Genomic DNA, 19,276 nt, shown 5'->3' with positions numbered 1-19,276 from the left:
CTTAAGTGAACAGCATTGCGGCATTGCCGGGTTTTTTATTTCCAATTATCAGATGCGCTCTCAGTTAAGAGGTGCACCTTTGTCCAGCCATTCGCTGATCATGCGCAGTTCGTCTTTGCTGAGCATGCCGCTGTGGTCGTAGCTCAGGGCTTCTTCGTCTGCGGTGAAGATGTAGGCATCGTCATCCGCATCGCCATCCGCAAATACTTCGAAGAAGTTGGCGGATTCCAGAGCACCGTCCACGGACATCAGTACCCGCGAGTAACAGGTAAAGCAGTCGTTCGCTGGCTGGCTGGCCAATGGCAGTTCCTGGTAGGTTGCACAGTGGCTGGCGTTGACGGTTTCGAAGCTGTTGGCCAGGTACATGTAGGTAGCACGGGCACTCAGCAGTTCGCTGTAGGATTTAACCTCGGCCGGGGTAGTGGCAACGCCATCCCAGGTCAGGTCGAGTCCGGTTGCGCCTGAGTTATCGTGGCACGCTGCACAGCTGCGGCCTTCACCATCACGACCTGCCATTTCCCAGATCGGCTGGATGTTTTCCAGGTAGCTGATATCGGCAGTGCAGTCCGCGCTCCAGTCATTCAGGCAGGCGCTGCTGGCTGGTGCCGGGGTGCTCAGGTTGCTGTAGCTGTAGTCTATATCGGCTGAACCGTAACCCACGCTCCATACATCGCTGTAGTGAACATCTGTGCTGACAGCAACTGCACCGCTGGTGTTATCCGCCAGCACTTCAGCCATGGTCTGGCCGGCAGTAGTTGCGGTCAGCTCAGGATCGGTATTGGCAAATGCGCTGCCTGCCGAGTCCGCACCCGGGTTAACAGTTGAACCAGACTGGTAGTTCAGTGTTTCACCAATCTCCAGGTTGTAGGTTTGACTACCCACTGCCTGCAGATAGTTGTAGTCAGCATTTTTGCTCGCCACTGCTTTCAGGTTGGCGTTGACCACTTCCAGAGTGAAGTCGGTATTCGCCGGTACTTTAAACAGAGCGGAACCATCTGGCTGAATATCAGCGTAACCAATCAGCGCTTTGTCTGCAGTCAGTACACGGATGAAGCGTTCGCTGCGCTGATCCATCGGATTCAGTGAAGGATCACGCATGGCGCTGATACCACCGTTGGCTGCAGTCATGTCGCTGCCCTGATATTCGTAGACGCTGCGGATATTAACGGTCGCATAGTCTGCAGAAGTATCTGGCTCTGGTTCAGTGTACGAGCAGTCTTCGCTGTTGTTGTAATCATCCAGCAGGCTGGCGATATCAACGGCTTGCTGACGATCAGCAGAACTGATGCTGCAGGAGGCAAGCAGAGCTTCACCGTCTGCCAGTGCCGCAGCGATGGTATCGCTGACTGGCGCACCGTTAGCAACGTTCAGTTTTGCTGCAATCCACTGGTGCGACAGAATATAAACCGCATCACCCAGAACTTCGGTGTTCAGATTGTTCAGCCAGGTGCTGCCACACATAGGCAGGTCTTCACTCAGGCTGCCGCTAACCACTTCCGGCCAGGCGAAGGTCTGGGACGCAACGTCGGCGTAGATGTTGTGGTTCTTCCAATAGCCCTGACCTGAGTAACAGGAACCGGCAGTCGGAGTATCCAGGTCACCAGGATCAGTTGGGTCCGTAGGATCGGTTGGATCTGTCGGATCTGTCGGATCGGTCGGATCGGTCGGGTCCGTAGGATCAGTTGGATCTGTCGGATCTGTCGGATCTGTTGGATCGGTCGGGTCCGTAGGATCAGTCGGGTCCGTTGGATCAGTAGGATCGGTCGGATCTGTTGGATCAGTCGGATCAGTCGGATCAGTCGGATCAGTCGGATCAGTCGGATCAGTCGGATCAGTCGGATCGGTCGGATCGGTCGGATCGGTCGGATCTGTTGGATCAGTCGGATCTGTTGGATCAGTCGGATCAGTCGGATCGGTCGGATCTGTAGGATCAGTCGGGTCCGTTGGATCAGTCGGGTCCGTTGGATCTGTAGGATCAGTCGGGTCCGTTGGATCTGTAGGATCGGTAGGATCAGTTGGGTCCGTTGGATCTGTTGGATCTGTTGGATCTGTTGGATCTGTTGGATCTGTTGGATCAGTCGGATCTGTTGGATCGGTCGGATCTGTTGGATCTGTTGGATCTGTTGGATCTGTTGGATCAGTCGGATCGGTCGGATCTGTTGGATCGGTTGGATCGGTTGGATCAGTCGGGTCCGTAGGATCCGTTGGATCTACAGGATTGGACTGATCATCGTCGTCATCTTCATCAACCGGATATTCGGTTGGATCGTCGGCATTTTCATCCGCTTCATCGATGATCAGGTTGGTCAGGCTGTATGGGTAAGCAATCGCTACGTCGGTATAAACAACGTCGGCTTTACCGCCAATAACTGGCTGGCGTGTACCGGCGGCTGGGTCGTATGCCCAGATACCATAACGTGCCTGAACTGTTTCCAGTGCAGAGTCTGTTTTACAAGGTACGGTCAGTGAGTTCTCTTTGCTCAGACACTGAGTCCAGCTGACCAGCATGCGGCCGGAACCATCGCGGTAAGGAGAGAAAGCGCTGTACCAGCCCGCTTCGGAAATATTATCTGCGAAAACGGTAACGTTACCGCCAGTGTTGGATTGGGTAACCATGCGGTTGGCTACTTCACCATCACTGGATTGAATTTGGATGCTCTGGCTTTCGGTCAGTACAACAATATCACCACCGCGCAGAGGCTGCTTCTTACTGGATACCAGCAGTTGCAGACGGCCGTCGGTGTCCTGAACCATGTTCATCAGTTCAAGCGTTGAGGCACCTTCACCAGTAACTTCCGTGGTTGCCAGTACGTCAACCGCGTGGGTTTCCATATTCAGGTAAGTGAGTTCAAAACGTTTTGCTGTGTCTGTGGTGACGGTACGGATAAATACCAGACCACCATCGGCCAGGGCAGCCGGATCGGAATCACTGAACTCGCTGTCGGTCAGTTGTTCCAGCGTGCTGCCATCTGCACTGGCGCGGTAGAGAACGGAATTCGCATTTTCGTTGCTGCCTTGCGGACGGGTTGACGCAAAAACAATATCGCCGTCCACAGTGTAAACCGGGCTGGTGTCATGGCCCGCTTCTGCAGTTTCAGTGTCTTTAATCAGGGGAGCGACTGTGCCGTTAGCAAAAATGTACTGGTAAACGCTCCAGGTACTGTTTGCTGTGCGGGCAGAGAAAACCATGCGCTTGCCGTCGGGAGATACGTTCAGATCACGCACGTCGTAATCAGCGCTGCCGATGGCATTGGCCAGGACTTCAGTATCACCGGCACTTGATGATACGCGGTCACGTACCAGCAGCTTAGCTCCACCCTGATAGCTCAGGCCAGAGGTCGTTGAACCGTCAAGGCTGCGCGACACGTACGCAAAGGGTACGTCTTCGGTCAGTGATGAGTCAGTATTCTCTGAGGAGTCAACGCTGACGTCGGCGCCACAACCTGCCAGCATAAGGCTGCCGGCCAGAATTCCTGTGTAGAGTAGTTTTTGCTTAAGTAATTTCATATCCCGTTACCCTGATTAATGCAGACACAGTGGGTAACGTAATTGTGTCATTTTGTTGTGAGAAAAGAGGGATGTCGTTCACAAAGTAAAAGTCACTGGTGGGGCAGATTTCAATATTGTGAACCAGTGCTTATTTATTGAAGGAACCCAGCAATGACGGGGTCTTCAGCGATTTTTACGGTTATTGCGTGAGGTGGCTGAAATGCAATTTATGCACTGCGGAACCGGGCGTTTTGTAACAGAAAAATGCGCAGCTTATGCAATTGATAAGCTATGTTTGCGTAGCCCGGACTGACTCGCCTGATAACCGATAAAATTCGTTGGGAATTTTACTTTTAATTGCCTGAATTCAGATTGTTCTTGGATTTAAATTGCCGGGAAATATTCTGATAAGCGCAGAATATCTCCCGGATTTTCTTAACTTGGAATCATCACGAAGGTGTACTGCACGCGTGTTGGTGCCACACTTTCTGCTCCGAAGTTAATCGCCTGAATACGGCCGAGCATCTGTTTCTCCAGATCGGGCATGTTCAGATCGCTTTTGATCAGCTTCAGCCGGGTGACACTGCCATCCGGTTCGACCACCAGTTCAAAGACAAATTTACCGTTCAGATCCGGGTGATCACGCAGCGCCTTGGCGTACATGGCATACACCGAGCCTTTGGCGTTCTCAATGGTGCGGCGGATACTTTCCATATCCCGTCGCCCGGCAGCACCTTCTACGTATTCACCGTTTTCATTGGGCAGGTCGAGGTATTCGATCGGCGTATCCACGGCGACACCTTTATGTGCGCCCAGCGCTGCGCCTTTTACTGCCATATCGATATCAGCGTTTTTCAGACCGTTGCTGGCGTTCAGGCTTTCCTCACCCAGACGGGATTTGGTGTTGGCCTTAACTTCACCACCTGTCACCGACAGGTTTTTATTCTGCAGGCGGCTGACATCCACTTTTTTACTCAGTGTGTTCAGCGAGTTAAGTGCAGCAAATGCCTGCTGCGGTGCCTGGCCACCGGTTTTGGGTGCCGGCTTTTCGGCCGCCTGTTTTACCGGCTCTTTAGGCTTGGGTTTCGGCGGTGGCGGTGGTGGCGGAATTTCTTCTTCAACCACCGGCTTGGCCGGCTCCGGCAGCTCCGGTACTTCCAGCATGACTTTGGCTTTTACGGTTGGCTTGTATTCCACCTGACCGAATTCCACATCCCAGCTGGGCAAAAAGGGCACAGCAATAAACAGCAACAGCAGGATGCCGGCGAGAATCTTCAGGGCTTTGGTGAAGCGCTGGTTATTGTTCTGGTTCACGTTCCATGGGAGCGCGAGATCCAGGGCCATAAAGTGCTGTGGATTAGCAGCGACAGACATATTACTGACCTCCATCCACAGCAGGTGCTCCGGCATCCACACTGCCCAGCAGGGAATCCGCAGCGACCTGATTAATTGCCAGTGATACATCGCGGAAGCCGTTGGCAGCACAGGTGGTCATCACCGCTTTTAACAGATCGTAGGGAACCTCACGGTCTCCCATGATGGTCACCGCACGGCCCAGTTTTTCTTCCGCTTCGGTCAGTTCACCACTTTCGGTTGCGAACAGTTGCAGGCGCTCGCTCAGCGCTTCATTGACTTTGCCGGACTGAGTATTCACATCTTTGACGGCGACGATGTCTTCGTTATCAATGTTGATAAACTCTTCGCCGACATTAATCACCAGCTCCCCGTGCAGGGCGCCGTCGGCGTTGGAATCCGGCAACTTCACAAAGTTGGCTTTGGCCAGTTCCTGCGTATCACCGGTATTCATCAGCAGGAAGAATACCAGGATAGTAAAAATATCCATCAGCGAGGTCAGGTTAAGACTCGCTGCTTTACTGGTTCTTCTCTGAATAAAACCTTCAGATGCCATAATTATTTACCGTTTTTTATCCCCGAGAGAAATCTCCGGGAACAATTCAACTTCTACCAGATCGGCCGCCGCTGTGGTTTTGAAAGACTTCACTGTATCCATGGTGGAAATCAGGGTCTGATAGTTCACATACTTGGCAGCAACGATCGTTGCGTCTTTTTTGTCGGCGACTTTGTCCTTCAGTGCGCGCATGACCAGCGACAGTTCACGGAAGTCGTAACCACCGTCTTCTGTTTTCGGAATCTTTTTCAGCAGCTTGTTGGTCGGGAAGTACACGGCAAAGCCCTGATTATCCACGTGAATATCCAACTGCGACTGACTGAGTTCCGCCGCTGACTGACCGCCACTGAGTTCCGGCAGGTTGATGTCCAGCACCCGTACTTTGGTAAAGGTGAGACTGAGCAACAGAACTGGCACCAGTACGATCATCAGATTCATAAAGGAAGTGATATCAATATCTTTCTCTTCCGTTACGCGGCGCTTCATCTTGAAGGAAGACATTTACGAATCCTTGCGGTCGTCTTTCGGATAACCGGCTTCAACGGCGCGGTTCAGCGTCATCACGTTGAGGAATTTCATCGCGCCCATTTCAATGCTGGCGATGATGGCGTTGATTTTGTTGTTGATGATGGCACTGGCAATCAGCAGCGGGATCGCAGCAATCAGACCGAAGGCTGTGGTGTTCATCGCCACCGAAATTGATTGTGACAGCAGGGCGGATTTATCCGCCGGGTCAGCGTTGGCAACCGCGGCAAATGCTGCGATCAGACCGATAATGGTACCAAGCAGACCGAGCAGGGTGGCAACGTTGGCCAGCATCGCCAGGTAGTTGGCGCGGTTTTCCAAACGTGGCAGCACTTCCATTACGCCTTCGTTCATTGCCTGTTCAATGTCGGCACGCTGTTTGGTGATTTTCATCATATCCAGACCGCAGCCAATGATGCGGGAAATCGCCGCGGTATGGTCACGGGTGAACAGAGTCATCTTTTCGTGATCGTTGGTCCGCAGCAGCGGCAGGAAATCTTCGAAGGTTTTTTCGTTGCGGCCTTTTTCACGCTTGAGGAACACCCAGCGCTCAATGGCAATTGCCAGACCCAGTACCAGTACGATCGAAATCGGATACATGAACAGGCCACCTTCTTTCAGGAAGTTGACCACGATGCTGTAAATATCGCCCATTTTCTTGCTCTCAAAAAGTTGCTGCCAGCCGCCCCGGAAAGGGCGGACATATCGTTGATGGGTACTTTATGTTTTTCGGCAGCTTTATTCTGTGAACGGATACTTATTCGGGGATTTATTGCGGGGCTGGATTATTTTCCAGATTCATTTCATCGTAGATGCGCATGGACCGTAGCATCACATCGCGGTCGATTGTGTCTAAACTGTCGTCATAGCGGTCTTCAACGTTCTGATACAGGCGGTCTACGCCGCTGGCGTCCTGCCATGGCACAAAGTAACTGACCGATGGCTGTTCTTTATCGCCGACAATTTTACTTTCCAGACGGATGGGTTCGTCTTCATCTGCCATGGCTGACAGAGGAACTGACAAAGGCGCCAAAATCAGCGCCGCACAGATCAGATGTTTCATCTTAACCCCCATTATCCCGCAGCTTTTTCGGCGGCGGGTTTGCTTTCTGCCGGTTTAGTAAAGCCTGGATCGATAAAGCTTTTTTCAATTCCGGTACGGCTTTTCACTTCCTGATACCACTCGTCTGCTTTGCCGCTCTTTTTGCCGGTCAGAAACAGGTAGGCTTCATAGTGCGCCTGTGCTTTGGCTGGCAGGTTGAGGTATACATCGTACAACACGGCCAGGTTCAGGTGCGCTTCCGGAAAGTCTTTCCAGACTGCCAGTGCCTGCTCATAAGTGTTCTGAGCCAGTTTGTATTTACCCAGGCGACGCTGAACTTCGCCCAGACCTAAGTAAGCATTTACATTTTTGGCGTTGATGCTGACGGCTTTCAGATAATTCTTTTCTGCCGTTTCGTAGTCTTTTTCTTCCACGCTGATGTCACCCAGCATCACGTATGGGCCGGCCAGTGCAGGATCCTGTTTGGTGATGACTTCCAGTTTTTGTCTGGCGGTTTCAACGTCTTCTTTTTTCAGCGCTTTTTTCGCTTCGATAAACAACAGCACCGAGCCTTTGCTGATGGTGCCGGTCTGCTCCAGATATGGATTTACCTGAGGCTCGTAGGGCAGTTTGTTGCCCAGTTCATCATACTTCTGCTGGGGCAGAAACTGCTGGGTCGTTACCAGTTTTACTTCTTCCGGTGCAACCTCTTCTTTTGGCTGTTGCGCGGCGCAGCCAGACAGCAGCGCGATCGCTACTGCTATCAGAGCCTGTGATGGCTTAACGAATTTCATCGCCATACCTCTTCTGTTCTTCGTATTTGTTGAAACGTGCTGGTGACAATGCGGCTAACTCCTGGAAGCTTTTTTCAATCCATTCGTTGTAGAAGCCTTTCCAGCCCTGTTCGACGTTGCTGTTATGTACCGAGACCGCCAGATCAATCATTGGCGCAGCCTGCTGCTCTACCAGACTGGCGAACATGGCGGCATCCTGTTCAGACAGACCCGCTGGTGTCTTCATGGTGCGCAGATCACCGGCCATTTCCTGATACAGGCTGGCGATTTTGTAGGTCGACTTGGTGGTGAATTCCAGCATGCCGTAACCTGCGGCTTTCTCATAACGGCTGATGGCATCCTGCATCAGTTCCTGCTTTTTCGGCAGGGCAGTGTTGAGGTTGCTGGCTGTCAGGCGACGCTTGCTGAATTCTTTGGCGAAGTAATCACCGTATTCTACGGATGCCCAGGCGGCCAGCCAGCGCGAACGGTCGGTACGTTGTGCGCCTGCTTCAGCATCACCTTCATCAATACGGCGCAGCCAGTAAAGTTTACGGGCTTCGTCGTTCATCTGACCGTAAGTCAGTGCGACGTGATAACGGGCTTCCATACGGGTATCGAATGGCTGTTCGTAATCCCGCGCCCAGGTTTTGTAGTATTCGTTGGCGGTTTTCAGCTCACCGAGTTTTTCCCGCAGACCGGCGGCGGCAAACAGGGCGTCGCGTTTAACTTCCGCATCCTGATCGTTTTTGTACAGGTACTCGTAAGTTTCTGCCGCAGGTTTCAGCTGACCGTCCTGCTCATAGCCGTAGGCCAGTTTGCGCGGGAATTCAGCGGCCAGCTCGTGTTGTGGATAAAGGGTACGCAGTTGTTCCAGTTCGGCGATGGCGGTTTTCCATTGTTTTTCCGCCAGCAGAATGACGGCTGCATCGTACTGAGCAATAACCCGGACTTTGCTGTTGGGGGCAATGGATTTAATACGCAGCAGTTGCTGAGCAGCTTCAGGTTTTTGGCCGGCGGCAATCAGCTCCTCTGCGTGTTTATACACAGAGGTTGCCATGCGCTCGCTGACGGCTACGTAGTCTTTATGTTTCGGTCCGAGAATTTTACGTTGGTTGTCGTAATTCTCGGCAGCCGGCACATATTGCTTCTGCTGATAATACGAGTGAGCAATGATGCCGTAAGCGGTTTGTTTCAGGTCGCTGTCCAGCGCTTTGTTGCCGGTGATCAGGCCGTTGGCAACGTCGATGGCTTCATCATAGCGGTTAAGACTGAACAGGTACTCTGCGGCGTTGGTCAGTACCGCCGGGGAGCGCTTGTCGGTATCGTAATTCTGGGTAAAGCGCAGCATGCTGGCGACGGCTTTTTCCTGCTCAGCGGCTTTGGCTTTGTCTTTTCCTTCCAGCTCAGTGACGCGGTTCTGGTAGGCGATAATCGCGGCATAGCCGGCACGGTTGCCGTATTCAGTGTCTTTGTAGTCGTAGCTGACGGTTTCATAATCAGCCGCCGCCTGAGAAAACTGACCGGCTTCAAAATGCGCTTCGGCTTTCAGGAAACGTTGCTTAGCACGGTCGCCAGCCTGTGGGAAGCTGGCCAGGTATTCACCGTAGTAACCGGTAGCACTGGCGTAAGACTCACGGGTTTTACCGCTGAGGGTTTTAAACTGATCCGGATCGCTTTTTTCTTTTTCCTGCGCAAGCTCATTCTGTTTTTGCGCCTGTGCATGGAAGTGTGACGCCAGCTCAATCAGGTAGGGCTGCAGGTTAGCGGTGATATCCGCGCGCAGAGGTTCATCGGCCTGAGCCCAGTAACGGGTATTTTTGCCGTAGCGGGCGACGTAATCCTGTTTCGCCAGCAGTACGTCACGGGCGAAAGCGCCTTTTTCGTAGGCGGCGATTAAACGGGTATGGAATTCCGGTGCGCGTTTATCCATCGGAAAGGCGTCGATGTAGGCCTGATAGGTTGCAGCACTGTCGGCGTAACGGTTTTTCTCCAGATAGTAGCCACCCAGATTTTCATATACCTGCCAGATATAAGACTTTTTTTGCAGGCCTTTCACTGACGGAATCTGTTTGGCGCCACCGACGTTGACCAGCGACAGACTGATGGAGTGCAGAGTGTCTTTTAACAGTGGCTTTTCGGCTTTGGTCAGGGTGCGGGTCGCCTGTTCATCCAACACTGAATCCAGAACAAAAGCGAAAGACTCCAGAGCATCATCAAACAACGCGCGCTTATACAGTGCCCAGCTCAGCATGTAGTGGGCATTCAGTTTCAGGTTGTCTGCACTGGAGGTTGTTACGAAGCGATAGTGCTCTTCTGCTGCGCGGTAATTCTGATTATTAAAGTTAATATCGCCGAGGCGGAAATGCGCTTCTGCGATGTCTTTATAATCCGGATGCAGGGTGACCAGACGGTTAAGCATGATCTCTGCGTTTTTCGGTTCGCCTTCCATTTCATAGGCTTTGGACAGCTGATACAGAACTTCAGCGTTGTCTGGTGAGTTCGGGTATTTTTCCAGAATGTCGATGTAGGAGTTAATGGCATCGCGGTAGTAGCCTTTGCTTGGCTTGGTACCTGCGGCCATTTCCTGATCACCACCTGACATGGATACACCGGCGATACGGCGTTCGATCTGTTCTTTCAGAAAGTCGTCATCCACCAGATCGAGGAGTTCTCTATATTCATCACGCACCTGAGCGTGATCCATATTGGCAAAGTCGAGATCACTCTCCTGAGTTTCCTGACCTTTTAAACCGCCAATTGTGTTGCCACTGCCAAAGGCGCAACCTGTCAACAGGATGGCGAGGCTCAAACTGATGCCGGCATAATATTTCATCATTGTGCTCCGGTGCTGGTGTCGTCGATATTATTCAGGGCTTTGTCGTACAGGCGGGCTTTACCCAGTCGTGCCTGTGCCCAGTAATACCGGATTCGTTCTTCGTGTTTGTCGAGTTCTGCAGTAATCACTGAGCGCATCACTTTCTCCAGTGAGCGGATCAGCTGATTGGTGTTGTTCAGTTCCTGGTTAACTTCTTTGGCCAGCACTTTACTTTGTGCTTCCAGGTCGTAACTCAGGCGGTAAGGGGTTTTGATGCTGGCAACCTGATCGACTTTGTCTTCGACCAGACCCAGTTCTTTCATGGTGTTTTCCCATAAACCGGTAAAGCGTTCCTGATCCCATTCCGGCAGTGTCAGGGTCATGAGTTTTAATTCCTGCAGGCCGTCCCGGTATTCTTCAAACTGGTTCTGCGTTTGTTTTACCTGCGCCATCAGCTGATCGACGCCGGTCTGTTCACGGCGGATACGGATAATCAGCTCATGTTCATGCACCTGCATCTGCCAGAACTCAAGATTGCGGCGCAGGCCATATAAGTCGCGCAGCTCTTTGATTACTGAGTAAAAGTTGTTGGATGCCATTAACTCAGTCAGGAAGGGTGTCAGCTTGTTGTAATCCAGCGTTGGCTGCATGCCGTACCAGTCGGATTCATCCAGCATGGCTTCCAGGTTGATGACAAATTCCTGCGGGATTTCCTGAGTGGCAATGACTTTACGTGCCTGTTCGATGGCTTCGAGGCCACCTTTGAAATCTTTCTCTGCCAGCAGATACTGCTTCAGTGCGCTGCGTTTTGCGCCCTGAGTTTCGAATACGTGAGCCAGCAGGACTTTGGCTTCCTGAGTTTCCGGAATGGAAATCGAACGCTGGGTCAGCAGCTGCAGCGCCGGAACCGCCTGCGGATACTGCTCCATTTTGATCGCTGCCCAGGCGTAGGTGAGCAGGGCGCGGTTGGAATACAGACCTGTGGTGCTGACACCCTGCAGGTAATTCCAGGCGCCAACGTAATTCTGTTCATTCAGTGAGAGGCGGGCGAGGGCGTGGCGGGCACGATCGGCCAGCGCTTTCATTTCTTTGCTTTCTTTCTGCTGAATAAGGTTCAGCAGGCGGCTTAGATTGGCGATGGCGCCCTGAGTGTCTTCATTTTTCAGCAGGCGGATGGCGTAGTTGTAAATCAGGTAGGGCTGCAGACGGTCGTTACCGGCCAGCTGTTCGATACCGGCATTGGCGGCACCCATCTGGCTGTTGCTGATGTTAATCAGGGTGGCCAGATAGTTGTATTCTTCGGCGATATCCGCCGGCACATTGCCGCCGATCTGTACCAGAGCATGAGCGGCTTTGGCTGTGTCGGCTTTCTGATAATAGAGCTTGGCCAGATAGAACCAGGCGCGGTTGCGCTGAGGCTCAGCGACTTCCGGGGTGAGCAGTTCGTTAAAGATTTTCTCCGCCTGCTGCGCCAGACCATAAGACAGCGCCATGCCACCTTTCATCAGGCGGGCTTCATCACCATGATTCTGCAAAGCATTCTTGCTGGCGGCGTATTCGTACTGCACCAGAGCAGAAAAATATTCCTGCTGATAGTAGTCGAACAGGATGCCACCGAATTCCAGATCCTTAACCTGTGCGGCCTGTAATGGCGCCGCCGCAGCCAGTACCAGCGGAGCAATCAGGAATGGTGTGCGCAGACGCGAAAGCAGAGACTTGTTCATCCGGCTTACCATTGTTTGATAGCGAAAACAGGTTCCTGGCGGGCACTGTCGTCGGAGATGGCGACTTCCAGAAACTGGCTTCCTTTACCTTTTTCCAGTGTCAGCTCAGCGGCGCGCTTGTACGGGCGGCCATTCGGCCCGATACCGGTAAAGAAGGCGGTAATTTCATGCTTGCCTTCCGACAGGTTGGTAACAAACAGCTTCTGAACACCACCACGCTCCAGCGCGTTGCGTTGCTTGTCGGAATAGAGATGCGATGAAACCAGCTTGTCGTCGATTTTCAGTTTGACGCTTTCCAGTGTGAAGAATGCGCCGCCTTCCACTGATACAAACACAGAAAACTGCGTGTTGCTGGGGAACAGCAGAGCTTCTTCCATCACCCGCAGGTCTTTGTTCAGATCGATAACCCGGCCTTTCAGTGTCTGAATATCGCCGGACAGGCGCTGCACTTCGTTCATTGCTTCACGCGCCTTCTGGGCGGAATTTTTCTGGCCGAAATCCAGATTGGCGTCAGCCGCCACGGCATTTAGTGAAACCAGTACTGACAGTAACCATACAAAGCGCACATTCGTCTCCTCGCCCAATATCCTGATGCTGCTCTGGCAGAGCGTCGCAGGCGGCCATTATCTATGGATATGCGCTTGAAAAACTTGTGCCCGTTCAAAAAAATCAGATTCGCCACGCTCAGAAAAGAGACGCACTTTGACAAACAGACACGACAGAGTGCACGAAAATGCACAGTGTGATGGGGTTAACATTCTTAAAGTGAAGCACTGCCGCGCAGTCTGATGCTGCATTTTTTACAATGCCGCTTCAGTTTTTAACATCGCACAACTTTTAATATTGTGGATCTATGAAATTACATCTGATGCTGGCGTTTACGCTGCTGGCGACATCGGCGGCTGTTACACAGGCGGAGAGTGAAGCGCCGGTGGTGTCTGATGAAGACATCGCGGGTGCGCTGGAAGTTCGCGTAATTGACCCGTATCTGGAATTGCACACAGGTCCGGGGCGTGGTTACCCGGTTATCTATGTTGTTGAAAAGGGTGAAGATATTGCCGTGGTCAGTCGTCGCACGACCTGGTATCTGATCGCTGACAAACGTGGCAAAACCGGTTGGGTAACCCGTGAAAGCCTGGCACGTACGCTGGAAGATACCGGGACCCCTGTGGCTCTGCCGGAAACCCGTCAGGGCGATTTTCTGCGTTCTAAATTCCGTGTGGGTTTCACCGTGGGTTCGCAGGATGGTTCTGATCAGATCAGTGTGATGGGTGGCTATCGCTTAAATAAGTATTTTGGATTGGAAGCCGAGTACGGAAAGTTTTTTGCCTATAACGGCGAAGGTGAGATGAAATCGGCCAGTCTGTTAGTAGAACCGACCGACCGCTGGAATTTCTCGCCGTTTCTGTCGCTGGGCTACGGCACCCAGGATTTTAACCGTAAATCCCGCCTGCCGGGACGCGGCGAAGTAACCGGCGATTTTTATTCGGTTGGTGGTGGTGTGAACTATTACATCGGCTTCAACTTTGTATTGCGTGGCGAATACCGCCGCATGACATTTTCTGTAGATGACGACACAGTGGGTAACGACGTATGGCGAATTGGTTTCAGCAGCTTCTTCTGATCAGTGTGGCGGGTGCAGGGTTTGCATTGGCTCCGGTCACAGTTTCAGCGGCAGAAGACAGCAATGATGGCTCTGTCGTTATTAATCCGATCAAAATTATTGAGCCGGATGTTCAGGCGCGTAAAACCGAAGAAGCAAAAATCGACAATGAAGTGTTCGAGGCGGGCTTTTTTCTGGGCATGATCAGTATTGAAGATTTCGGTACCCATCCGTTATACGGTGTTAAAGCGTCGTTTCATGCCACGGAAGATTTCTTCCTGCAGGCGAACTACGGCCGCAGTAAAGCGGGTCGCACCAGTTATGAAACCATTAACGGTTCCGGTGTGGATATTCTGACCGACAGTGACCGTAAATACAGCTATTACGATCTGCTGGTGGGTTATAACCTGTTCCCGGGTGAAACCTTTGTTACCAGTAAATTAACATTTAATTCTGCTTTTTACCTGGTTGGTGGTGTTGGTAATACCTCCTTCGCCGGTGATGAGCAATTTACTATGGTGTTTGGCACAGGTTACCGCATTATCCTGTCGGACTGGCTGACCTGGAATATGGATTTCCGTGATCACATGTTCGAGACCGAACTGCTGAGCAAGAAGAAAACCACCCATAACATTGAATTTGCTACCGGGTTAACAGTTTTCTTTTAAGCATATTAATTTTTGTAAACGCAGGTCGCATTCTGTAAGCAGGAATTCGTCTAACATTGCGGTGTTAATTAAGAACGGCGTTATTTGATAGCAGGAGATTGTCATGTCAAATCTGAAAGTGGCAGTGGGATCATTGTTAGTGCTGACAGCCGCTGTTGCTCAGGCAACGGACAGCGGGACTTCCCCTGTGTTTGAACAGGAATGCACCTGTGTGGTGGCGGAAGACGAAGCCTTCCGAACTTTCCCGGTGGTCATCCGCGACTTCCGTTCCAGCCATCCGGATTTTGAAAACCCGATTATGGGCGAAGATCATAATATCGTCGCCACCGATATCGGTCCGGATCGTCGTCCTGTGTATGCGCCAGGTGAAGAAGGCACGACCCTGACCACCAATGGCAAAGAATATTTTGATCAGTGGTACCGCAACGTTGAGGGCGTGAACATCGCCATCAATAAATCACTGACGATGGTGAATGAAGGTTCCGGTGCCGGTTATACGCGCTGGAAGTATACGAATAACTCTTTCTTCCCGATTGATGGTGAAGGTTTTGGTAATGAACATAATTATCATAACTACCATTTCACTCTGGAAACACATCTGCGCTTCTTCTATGCGCCGGGTGATACCTTTACCTTCCGTGGTGACGACGACCTTTACCTGTTTATTAACGGTAAGTTAGCCATGGAAGTTGGTGGTATTCACTCTGTGATTGAAAAGACTCTGGATCTGGATTCTGTGGCTGAAGAGCTGGGTATCGAGCCTTACCACTCTTATGATTTCGATCTGTTCTTCGCTGAACGTCATACTGTGCAGTCGAACTTCCAGTTTGAAACCACTATGGAGCTCGAGTGTCTGTAACCGTCCTTTGACGCTGCAGTACTGACTTCCTGCTTTTCGGGGTACTGAATCGGGTTTAATACCTGTTCAGTACCTGCCAGTGATTGCCGCCGTTTTTCTTCGCTACTTTTTTTGCATCGGCTGCCAGTCTGGCCAGCGTTTGTGCATCTTCATCAATGATGAGTTCAGACGGTACCACACCAATGGCAAGACTCAGCAACGGAAACGTTGACGGCCGGCCATTGCGGTCGGTGCCACGGATATAGCCTGCTTTCCAGTCTTCTTCTTTGTGGAAACCGGCGATACCGGATTCAAACAGCGCCAGTACTTCCGCGCACAGTCCACCAACTTCAGATTCGTCGCTGACGAGAATAAAATCATCGCCTCCGACGTGACCGACAAATACGCTGTCGGTAGAGACGGATTGCAGCAGCTGGCCGAGCCAGCGGATGACGTTATCGCCCTGACGATAACCGTAATGATCGTTAAAGGGCTTGAAGTGATTAAGGTCTGCGTACATCAGGCAGAACGGCTTATGCCTGACCAGCAGGCCGTCAATATGCTCATCAATCAGAACGTTACCCGGCAGCATGGTGAGCGGGTTGGCGTAGCGCGCTTTCTGAATCTGACTGTTGGTAATACGGCGCAGCAATTCTTTGGTGTTGACCATGCCGCAGTAATTTCCGTCGTCGGTGACTATCAGGTGCTGGCGTAAATAATGGTCTTCATCTTCCGTCACCAGATGGCTGACGGACTCAATGCTCATGCTGCGATCGACAATCAGCGGATTACGCTGCATCAGTTCGTCAACTTTCTTGCGTTCAAATAATGCGCGGCCATATGGCTGGGCAAAGGTCTCCAGCACTTTGCGCTGATGTAACAGGCCGATTGGCCGGTTGTCATGCAATACCGGAATCGACATCAGTTGTGGACGGTCATTAAACAGGCTCCCGGCTTCTTTAAGCAGTGTTTCCGCGGCTATGGTGTCTGTCTGTTGCGCGAGAAAACCGATGGGAAGATCCAGCCCCAGGCCCTGAATACTGCAGTCGTTGCGGCTGGCATCGAGGGGGATAAACCCAGGCTCACTGGCGGGCTTGCCCAGCAGGTACCCCTGACCGATATGAATACCCAGTGAGCGCAACAGTTTTACTTCACCGAGCCGTTCAATCCCTTCAGCGATCACTTCGCATTTCAGTTGATCGCACAGATGAACAACGGAGGTCACGAAGGCCTGCTTAACCGGGTCCTGATCAATCCGGTCGATAAAGTGCCGGTCGATTTTTACATAGTCCGGACGGATCTGAGACCACAGCTTGAGGCCGGAGTAGCCACTGCCCAGATCATCAATTGCGATACCATATCCCAGTTTTTTCAGGCGGTTGATCAGTTCGACAAAGCGGTCGGCGTGTTCAATCGGAAAGCGTTCGGAAATTTCCAGAACAACATCTCTGGGCGTCAGCTCAACAACCTGCAAGTGACTGGTCAGTTCATCCAGCGTATCGGCAAAATGAAAAAGCGTTTGTGGGCAGATATTGAGAAACAGACGGCCGCTGATGCAGAAGCGGGAAAAATGAGCAACGGCTGTGCGGATACAGAGTGATTCAAGTTGTGGCACCAGGTCAAACTGATTGGCTGCCTGAAACATGAGATCCGGCCGCTGCAGCATATGGGTCAGGTCGCCACGGGTCAGCGCTTCAAAGCCGAGAACTTCATTGCGGCTCAAATCGACGATGGGTTGCAGATGTGTGTGTATTGCTTCCTTGCTGATGAGCTCTTCCAGACTGTCCTGCAGAAGTTGTGGCGACATGACGGTGCAATCCGAAATAAAAAGCAGGAAAGCTAAGGTGGCCGGGTTAAGGTTTTATGACAGATTGGTAACGTCTCTTTCTGTTATGTGACGGAGTGTAGCTTCGCCTTGAATCCGCACAGATAAAAAGCTGCCGGCATTAGTGAAGATCTGAATGCCTGAGGTTTATGCTCAGAACCTGCCAGTGATTGCCGCCATTTTTCTCAGCTTCTCTTTTCGCTTCCTTTCTGACCTGAACGGCCATCTGCGGCAGGGTATGGGGATTTTCTTCTTTGATCACAGAGTAGGGGACAACGCCGATCACCAGGCTCAGCAACGGAAATTCGAGCAGATTACCGTTGTGGTCGGTGCTGCTGAGATAGCCCCGGTACCAGTCCTCACTGTCGTGAAAGGCGTCAATGCCCTTACTGAAGGCTGTTAAGATCTGCTCACATAGACGGCCGCTGTCTTCTTCCTGACTGACGACAATAAAGTCGTCACCGCCGACATGACCGACAAAGTTTTTCTCTGAGCTGTGTGTCTGCAGAAGCTGACCGATCCAACGGATAACGTTATCGCCCTGACGGTAGCCATAATGATCATTGAAGGGTTTGAAGTGATTGAGATCCGCATACAACAAATCAAACGGCTTGTGTTGTCTGATTAATGTTTCGACATGCTCATCAATCAGCACATTGCCCGGCAGCATAGTGAGCGGGTTGGCGTAACGTGCTTTCTGAATCTGGTTAGTGGTAATGCGCTTCAGCAGATCTTTGGTTTTTACCAGCCCTGCGTAGTGGCCATCGCGGGTAACGATCAGGTGCTGATGCAGGTAATAGCTGTCATCGTCGGTCATCAGGCGGCTGACGGCTTCCAGTGTCATGCTGCCATCGACAATAACAGGATCTTTCTGCATCAGCTCATGTACAGGCCGGTATTCATTCAGCGTGCGGCCATTGTGATTGGCAAAAACTTCCAGCAACTGATGGCGGTGCAGTACACCCAATGGGAAATCATCCTGCAAAACCGGTACTGACATCAACTGCGGATTATCGGCAAAGAGTGCTTCGGCTTCCCCCAAGGTAACATCCGGACCCGTGCATATCGCAGGCTGACACAGGTGAATAACCGGGGCATCCAGTCCTTCGCAGTAGCGGCTGCTCTTTTGCGCGGTTTTATCCGGAATGATAAACGCAGGCTCCCGTGCGGGTTTGCCCAGCAGATAGCCCTGACCGATATGAATGCCCAGTGAGCGCAGCAGTTTCATTTCGCCCAGGCGCTCAATACCTTCGGCAATGATTTCACACTGCAGCTGTTCACACAGGTGAACTACTGACGTAACAAAGGCCTGTTTCACCGGGTCCTGATCGATGCGGTCGATAAAATGCCGGTCGATTTTTACATAATCCGGGCGGATCTGTGACCAGAGCTTAAGACCCGAGTAGCCGCTGCCGAGATCGTCGATGGCAATGCCGTAGCCAACCTGCTTCAGTTCATTAATCAGCTGGATAAAGGTGTCGGCGTTTTCGATCGGGAAGCGTTCGGAAATTTCCAGCACCACATGGCGTGGCGACAGAGATACTGCTTCCAGATGTTTGGTTATCACATCCAGCGTGCCGGAAAAGTGCAGCAACGTCTGCGGGCAGATATTGAGAAACAACTGGCCTTCGGTGCTGCGACCGGCAAAGTGCTCGATTGCATAACGGATACACAGGGCTTCGAGGTCGGGAATGCGTTCAAACTGGTTGGCAGCCTGAAACATAAGATCCGGGCGCTGCAGCATATGGCCAGGGTTGCCCCGGGTCAGTGCTTCATAGCCTACCGGCTGATTGTGTCTCAGATCGACAATCGGCTGTAAGTGTGTGTGGATTGCTTCCTTGCAAATGAGTTCTTCCAGGCTGTCCCTGAGTCGTTGCGGTGCCATGGTATTGCGCAATCCGGATAAGGCGGACGGAAATGTTCGGCGCGTATGATAAATGATAATTGTAAAATTAGTTAGCCGGATGAAATCAGAAATGAGCACAAGGCTGTTGCATTTTTGATCAGGTTTTTTCCGGCCATAAAAAAACCCGGCATAAGCCGCAATGCTGTTCACTTAAGC

The 19,276-nt window shown here is 51.7% G+C and carries 15 protein-coding genes; 3 read left to right on the top strand and 12 right to left on the bottom strand.

Features of this window, described 5'->3' with window-relative positions; translation table 11 throughout:
• Positions 1-60: 60 nt before the first annotated feature.
• The 10 genes from B2Z72_RS07925 to B2Z72_RS07880 form a co-directional block, all read right to left on the bottom strand.
• A complete protein-coding gene (locus tag B2Z72_RS07925) occupies positions 61-3,507 on the bottom strand; it encodes a hypothetical protein (RefSeq protein WP_297004501.1) in 3,447 nt (1,148 codons plus the stop codon).
• A gap of 417 nt (positions 3,508-3,924) precedes the next feature.
• Positions 3,925-4,863, bottom strand: coding sequence for an AgmX/PglI C-terminal domain-containing protein (locus tag B2Z72_RS07920; protein WP_296984779.1), 939 nt, complete (start codon positions 4,861-4,863; stop codon positions 3,925-3,927).
• A gap of 1 nt (position 4,864) precedes the next feature.
• Positions 4,865-5,398 carry an ExbD/TolR family protein gene (locus B2Z72_RS07915; RefSeq protein ID WP_296984778.1) on the bottom strand — a complete coding sequence of 178 codons (534 nt, stop codon included), beginning with the start codon at positions 5,396-5,398 and terminating at the stop codon, positions 4,865-4,867.
• 6 nt (positions 5,399-5,404) lie between these two features.
• A complete protein-coding gene (locus B2Z72_RS07910) occupies positions 5,405-5,899 on the bottom strand; it encodes a biopolymer transporter ExbD (RefSeq protein WP_296984776.1) in 495 nt (164 codons plus the stop codon).
• A complete protein-coding gene (locus tag B2Z72_RS07905; RefSeq protein WP_296984774.1) occupies positions 5,900-6,577 on the bottom strand; it encodes a MotA/TolQ/ExbB proton channel family protein in 678 nt (225 codons plus the stop codon).
• A 115-nt stretch (positions 6,578-6,692) separates the two neighbouring features.
• Complete coding sequence (locus B2Z72_RS07900) at positions 6,693-6,986, bottom strand: hypothetical protein (RefSeq protein WP_296984772.1); 294 nt, start codon at positions 6,984-6,986, stop codon at positions 6,693-6,695.
• Between the two features lie 11 nt (positions 6,987-6,997).
• Positions 6,998-7,759 (bottom strand): tetratricopeptide repeat protein, encoded by a 762-nt coding sequence (locus B2Z72_RS07895; RefSeq protein ID WP_296984771.1) that lies wholly within the window; start codon positions 7,757-7,759, stop codon positions 6,998-7,000.
• On the bottom strand, positions 7,746-10,577 hold the full coding sequence (locus tag B2Z72_RS07890) for a tetratricopeptide repeat protein (protein ID WP_296984769.1): 2,832 nt from the start codon (positions 10,575-10,577) through the stop codon (positions 7,746-7,748). Before B2Z72_RS07890 ends, B2Z72_RS07895 begins: the two co-directional genes overlap by 14 nt.
• On the bottom strand, positions 10,574-12,280 hold the full coding sequence (locus B2Z72_RS07885) for a tetratricopeptide repeat protein (protein WP_296984768.1): 1,707 nt from the start codon (positions 12,278-12,280) through the stop codon (positions 10,574-10,576). Before B2Z72_RS07885 ends, B2Z72_RS07890 begins: the two co-directional genes overlap by 4 nt.
• Before the next feature lie 5 nt (positions 12,281-12,285).
• A complete protein-coding gene (locus B2Z72_RS07880) occupies positions 12,286-12,846 on the bottom strand; it encodes an AraC family transcriptional regulator (protein WP_296984767.1) in 561 nt (186 codons plus the stop codon).
• Positions 12,847-13,133: 287 nt separating this feature from the next.
• Between B2Z72_RS07880 and B2Z72_RS07875 the strand changes: the two genes are divergently transcribed.
• From B2Z72_RS07875 to B2Z72_RS07865, 3 genes are all read left to right on the top strand, one after another.
• Positions 13,134-13,904 carry an SH3 domain-containing protein gene (locus B2Z72_RS07875; protein WP_296984765.1) on the top strand — a complete coding sequence of 257 codons (771 nt, stop codon included), beginning with the start codon at positions 13,134-13,136 and terminating at the stop codon, positions 13,902-13,904.
• Positions 13,874-14,551, top strand: coding sequence for an outer membrane beta-barrel domain-containing protein (locus tag B2Z72_RS07870; RefSeq protein ID WP_296984763.1), 678 nt, complete (start codon positions 13,874-13,876; stop codon positions 14,549-14,551). Before B2Z72_RS07875 ends, B2Z72_RS07870 begins: the two co-directional genes overlap by 31 nt.
• 103 nt (positions 14,552-14,654) lie before the next feature.
• Positions 14,655-15,410 carry a fibro-slime domain-containing protein gene (locus B2Z72_RS07865; RefSeq protein WP_296984761.1) on the top strand — a complete coding sequence of 252 codons (756 nt, stop codon included), beginning with the start codon at positions 14,655-14,657 and terminating at the stop codon, positions 15,408-15,410.
• Positions 15,411-15,465: 55 nt separating this feature from the next.
• Here the strand turns inward: B2Z72_RS07865 and B2Z72_RS07860 are convergent, their stop codons facing one another.
• On the bottom strand, positions 15,466-17,196 hold the full coding sequence (locus tag B2Z72_RS07860; protein WP_296984759.1) for a GGDEF domain-containing protein: 1,731 nt from the start codon (positions 17,194-17,196) through the stop codon (positions 15,466-15,468).
• Between the two features lie 139 nt (positions 17,197-17,335).
• Positions 17,336-19,099 carry a bifunctional diguanylate cyclase/phosphodiesterase gene (locus B2Z72_RS07855; protein ID WP_296984757.1) on the bottom strand — a complete coding sequence of 588 codons (1,764 nt, stop codon included), beginning with the start codon at positions 19,097-19,099 and terminating at the stop codon, positions 17,336-17,338.
• Positions 19,100-19,276: the final 177 nt, after the last annotated feature.

Origin of the sequence: Thalassolituus sp. UBA6592, from assembly GCF_002433655.1 — a bacterium.
Classification (GTDB): Bacteria; Pseudomonadota; Gammaproteobacteria; order Pseudomonadales; family Oceanobacteraceae; genus Venatoribacter.
This window is presented reverse-complemented; position numbering and strand designations above follow the sequence as displayed.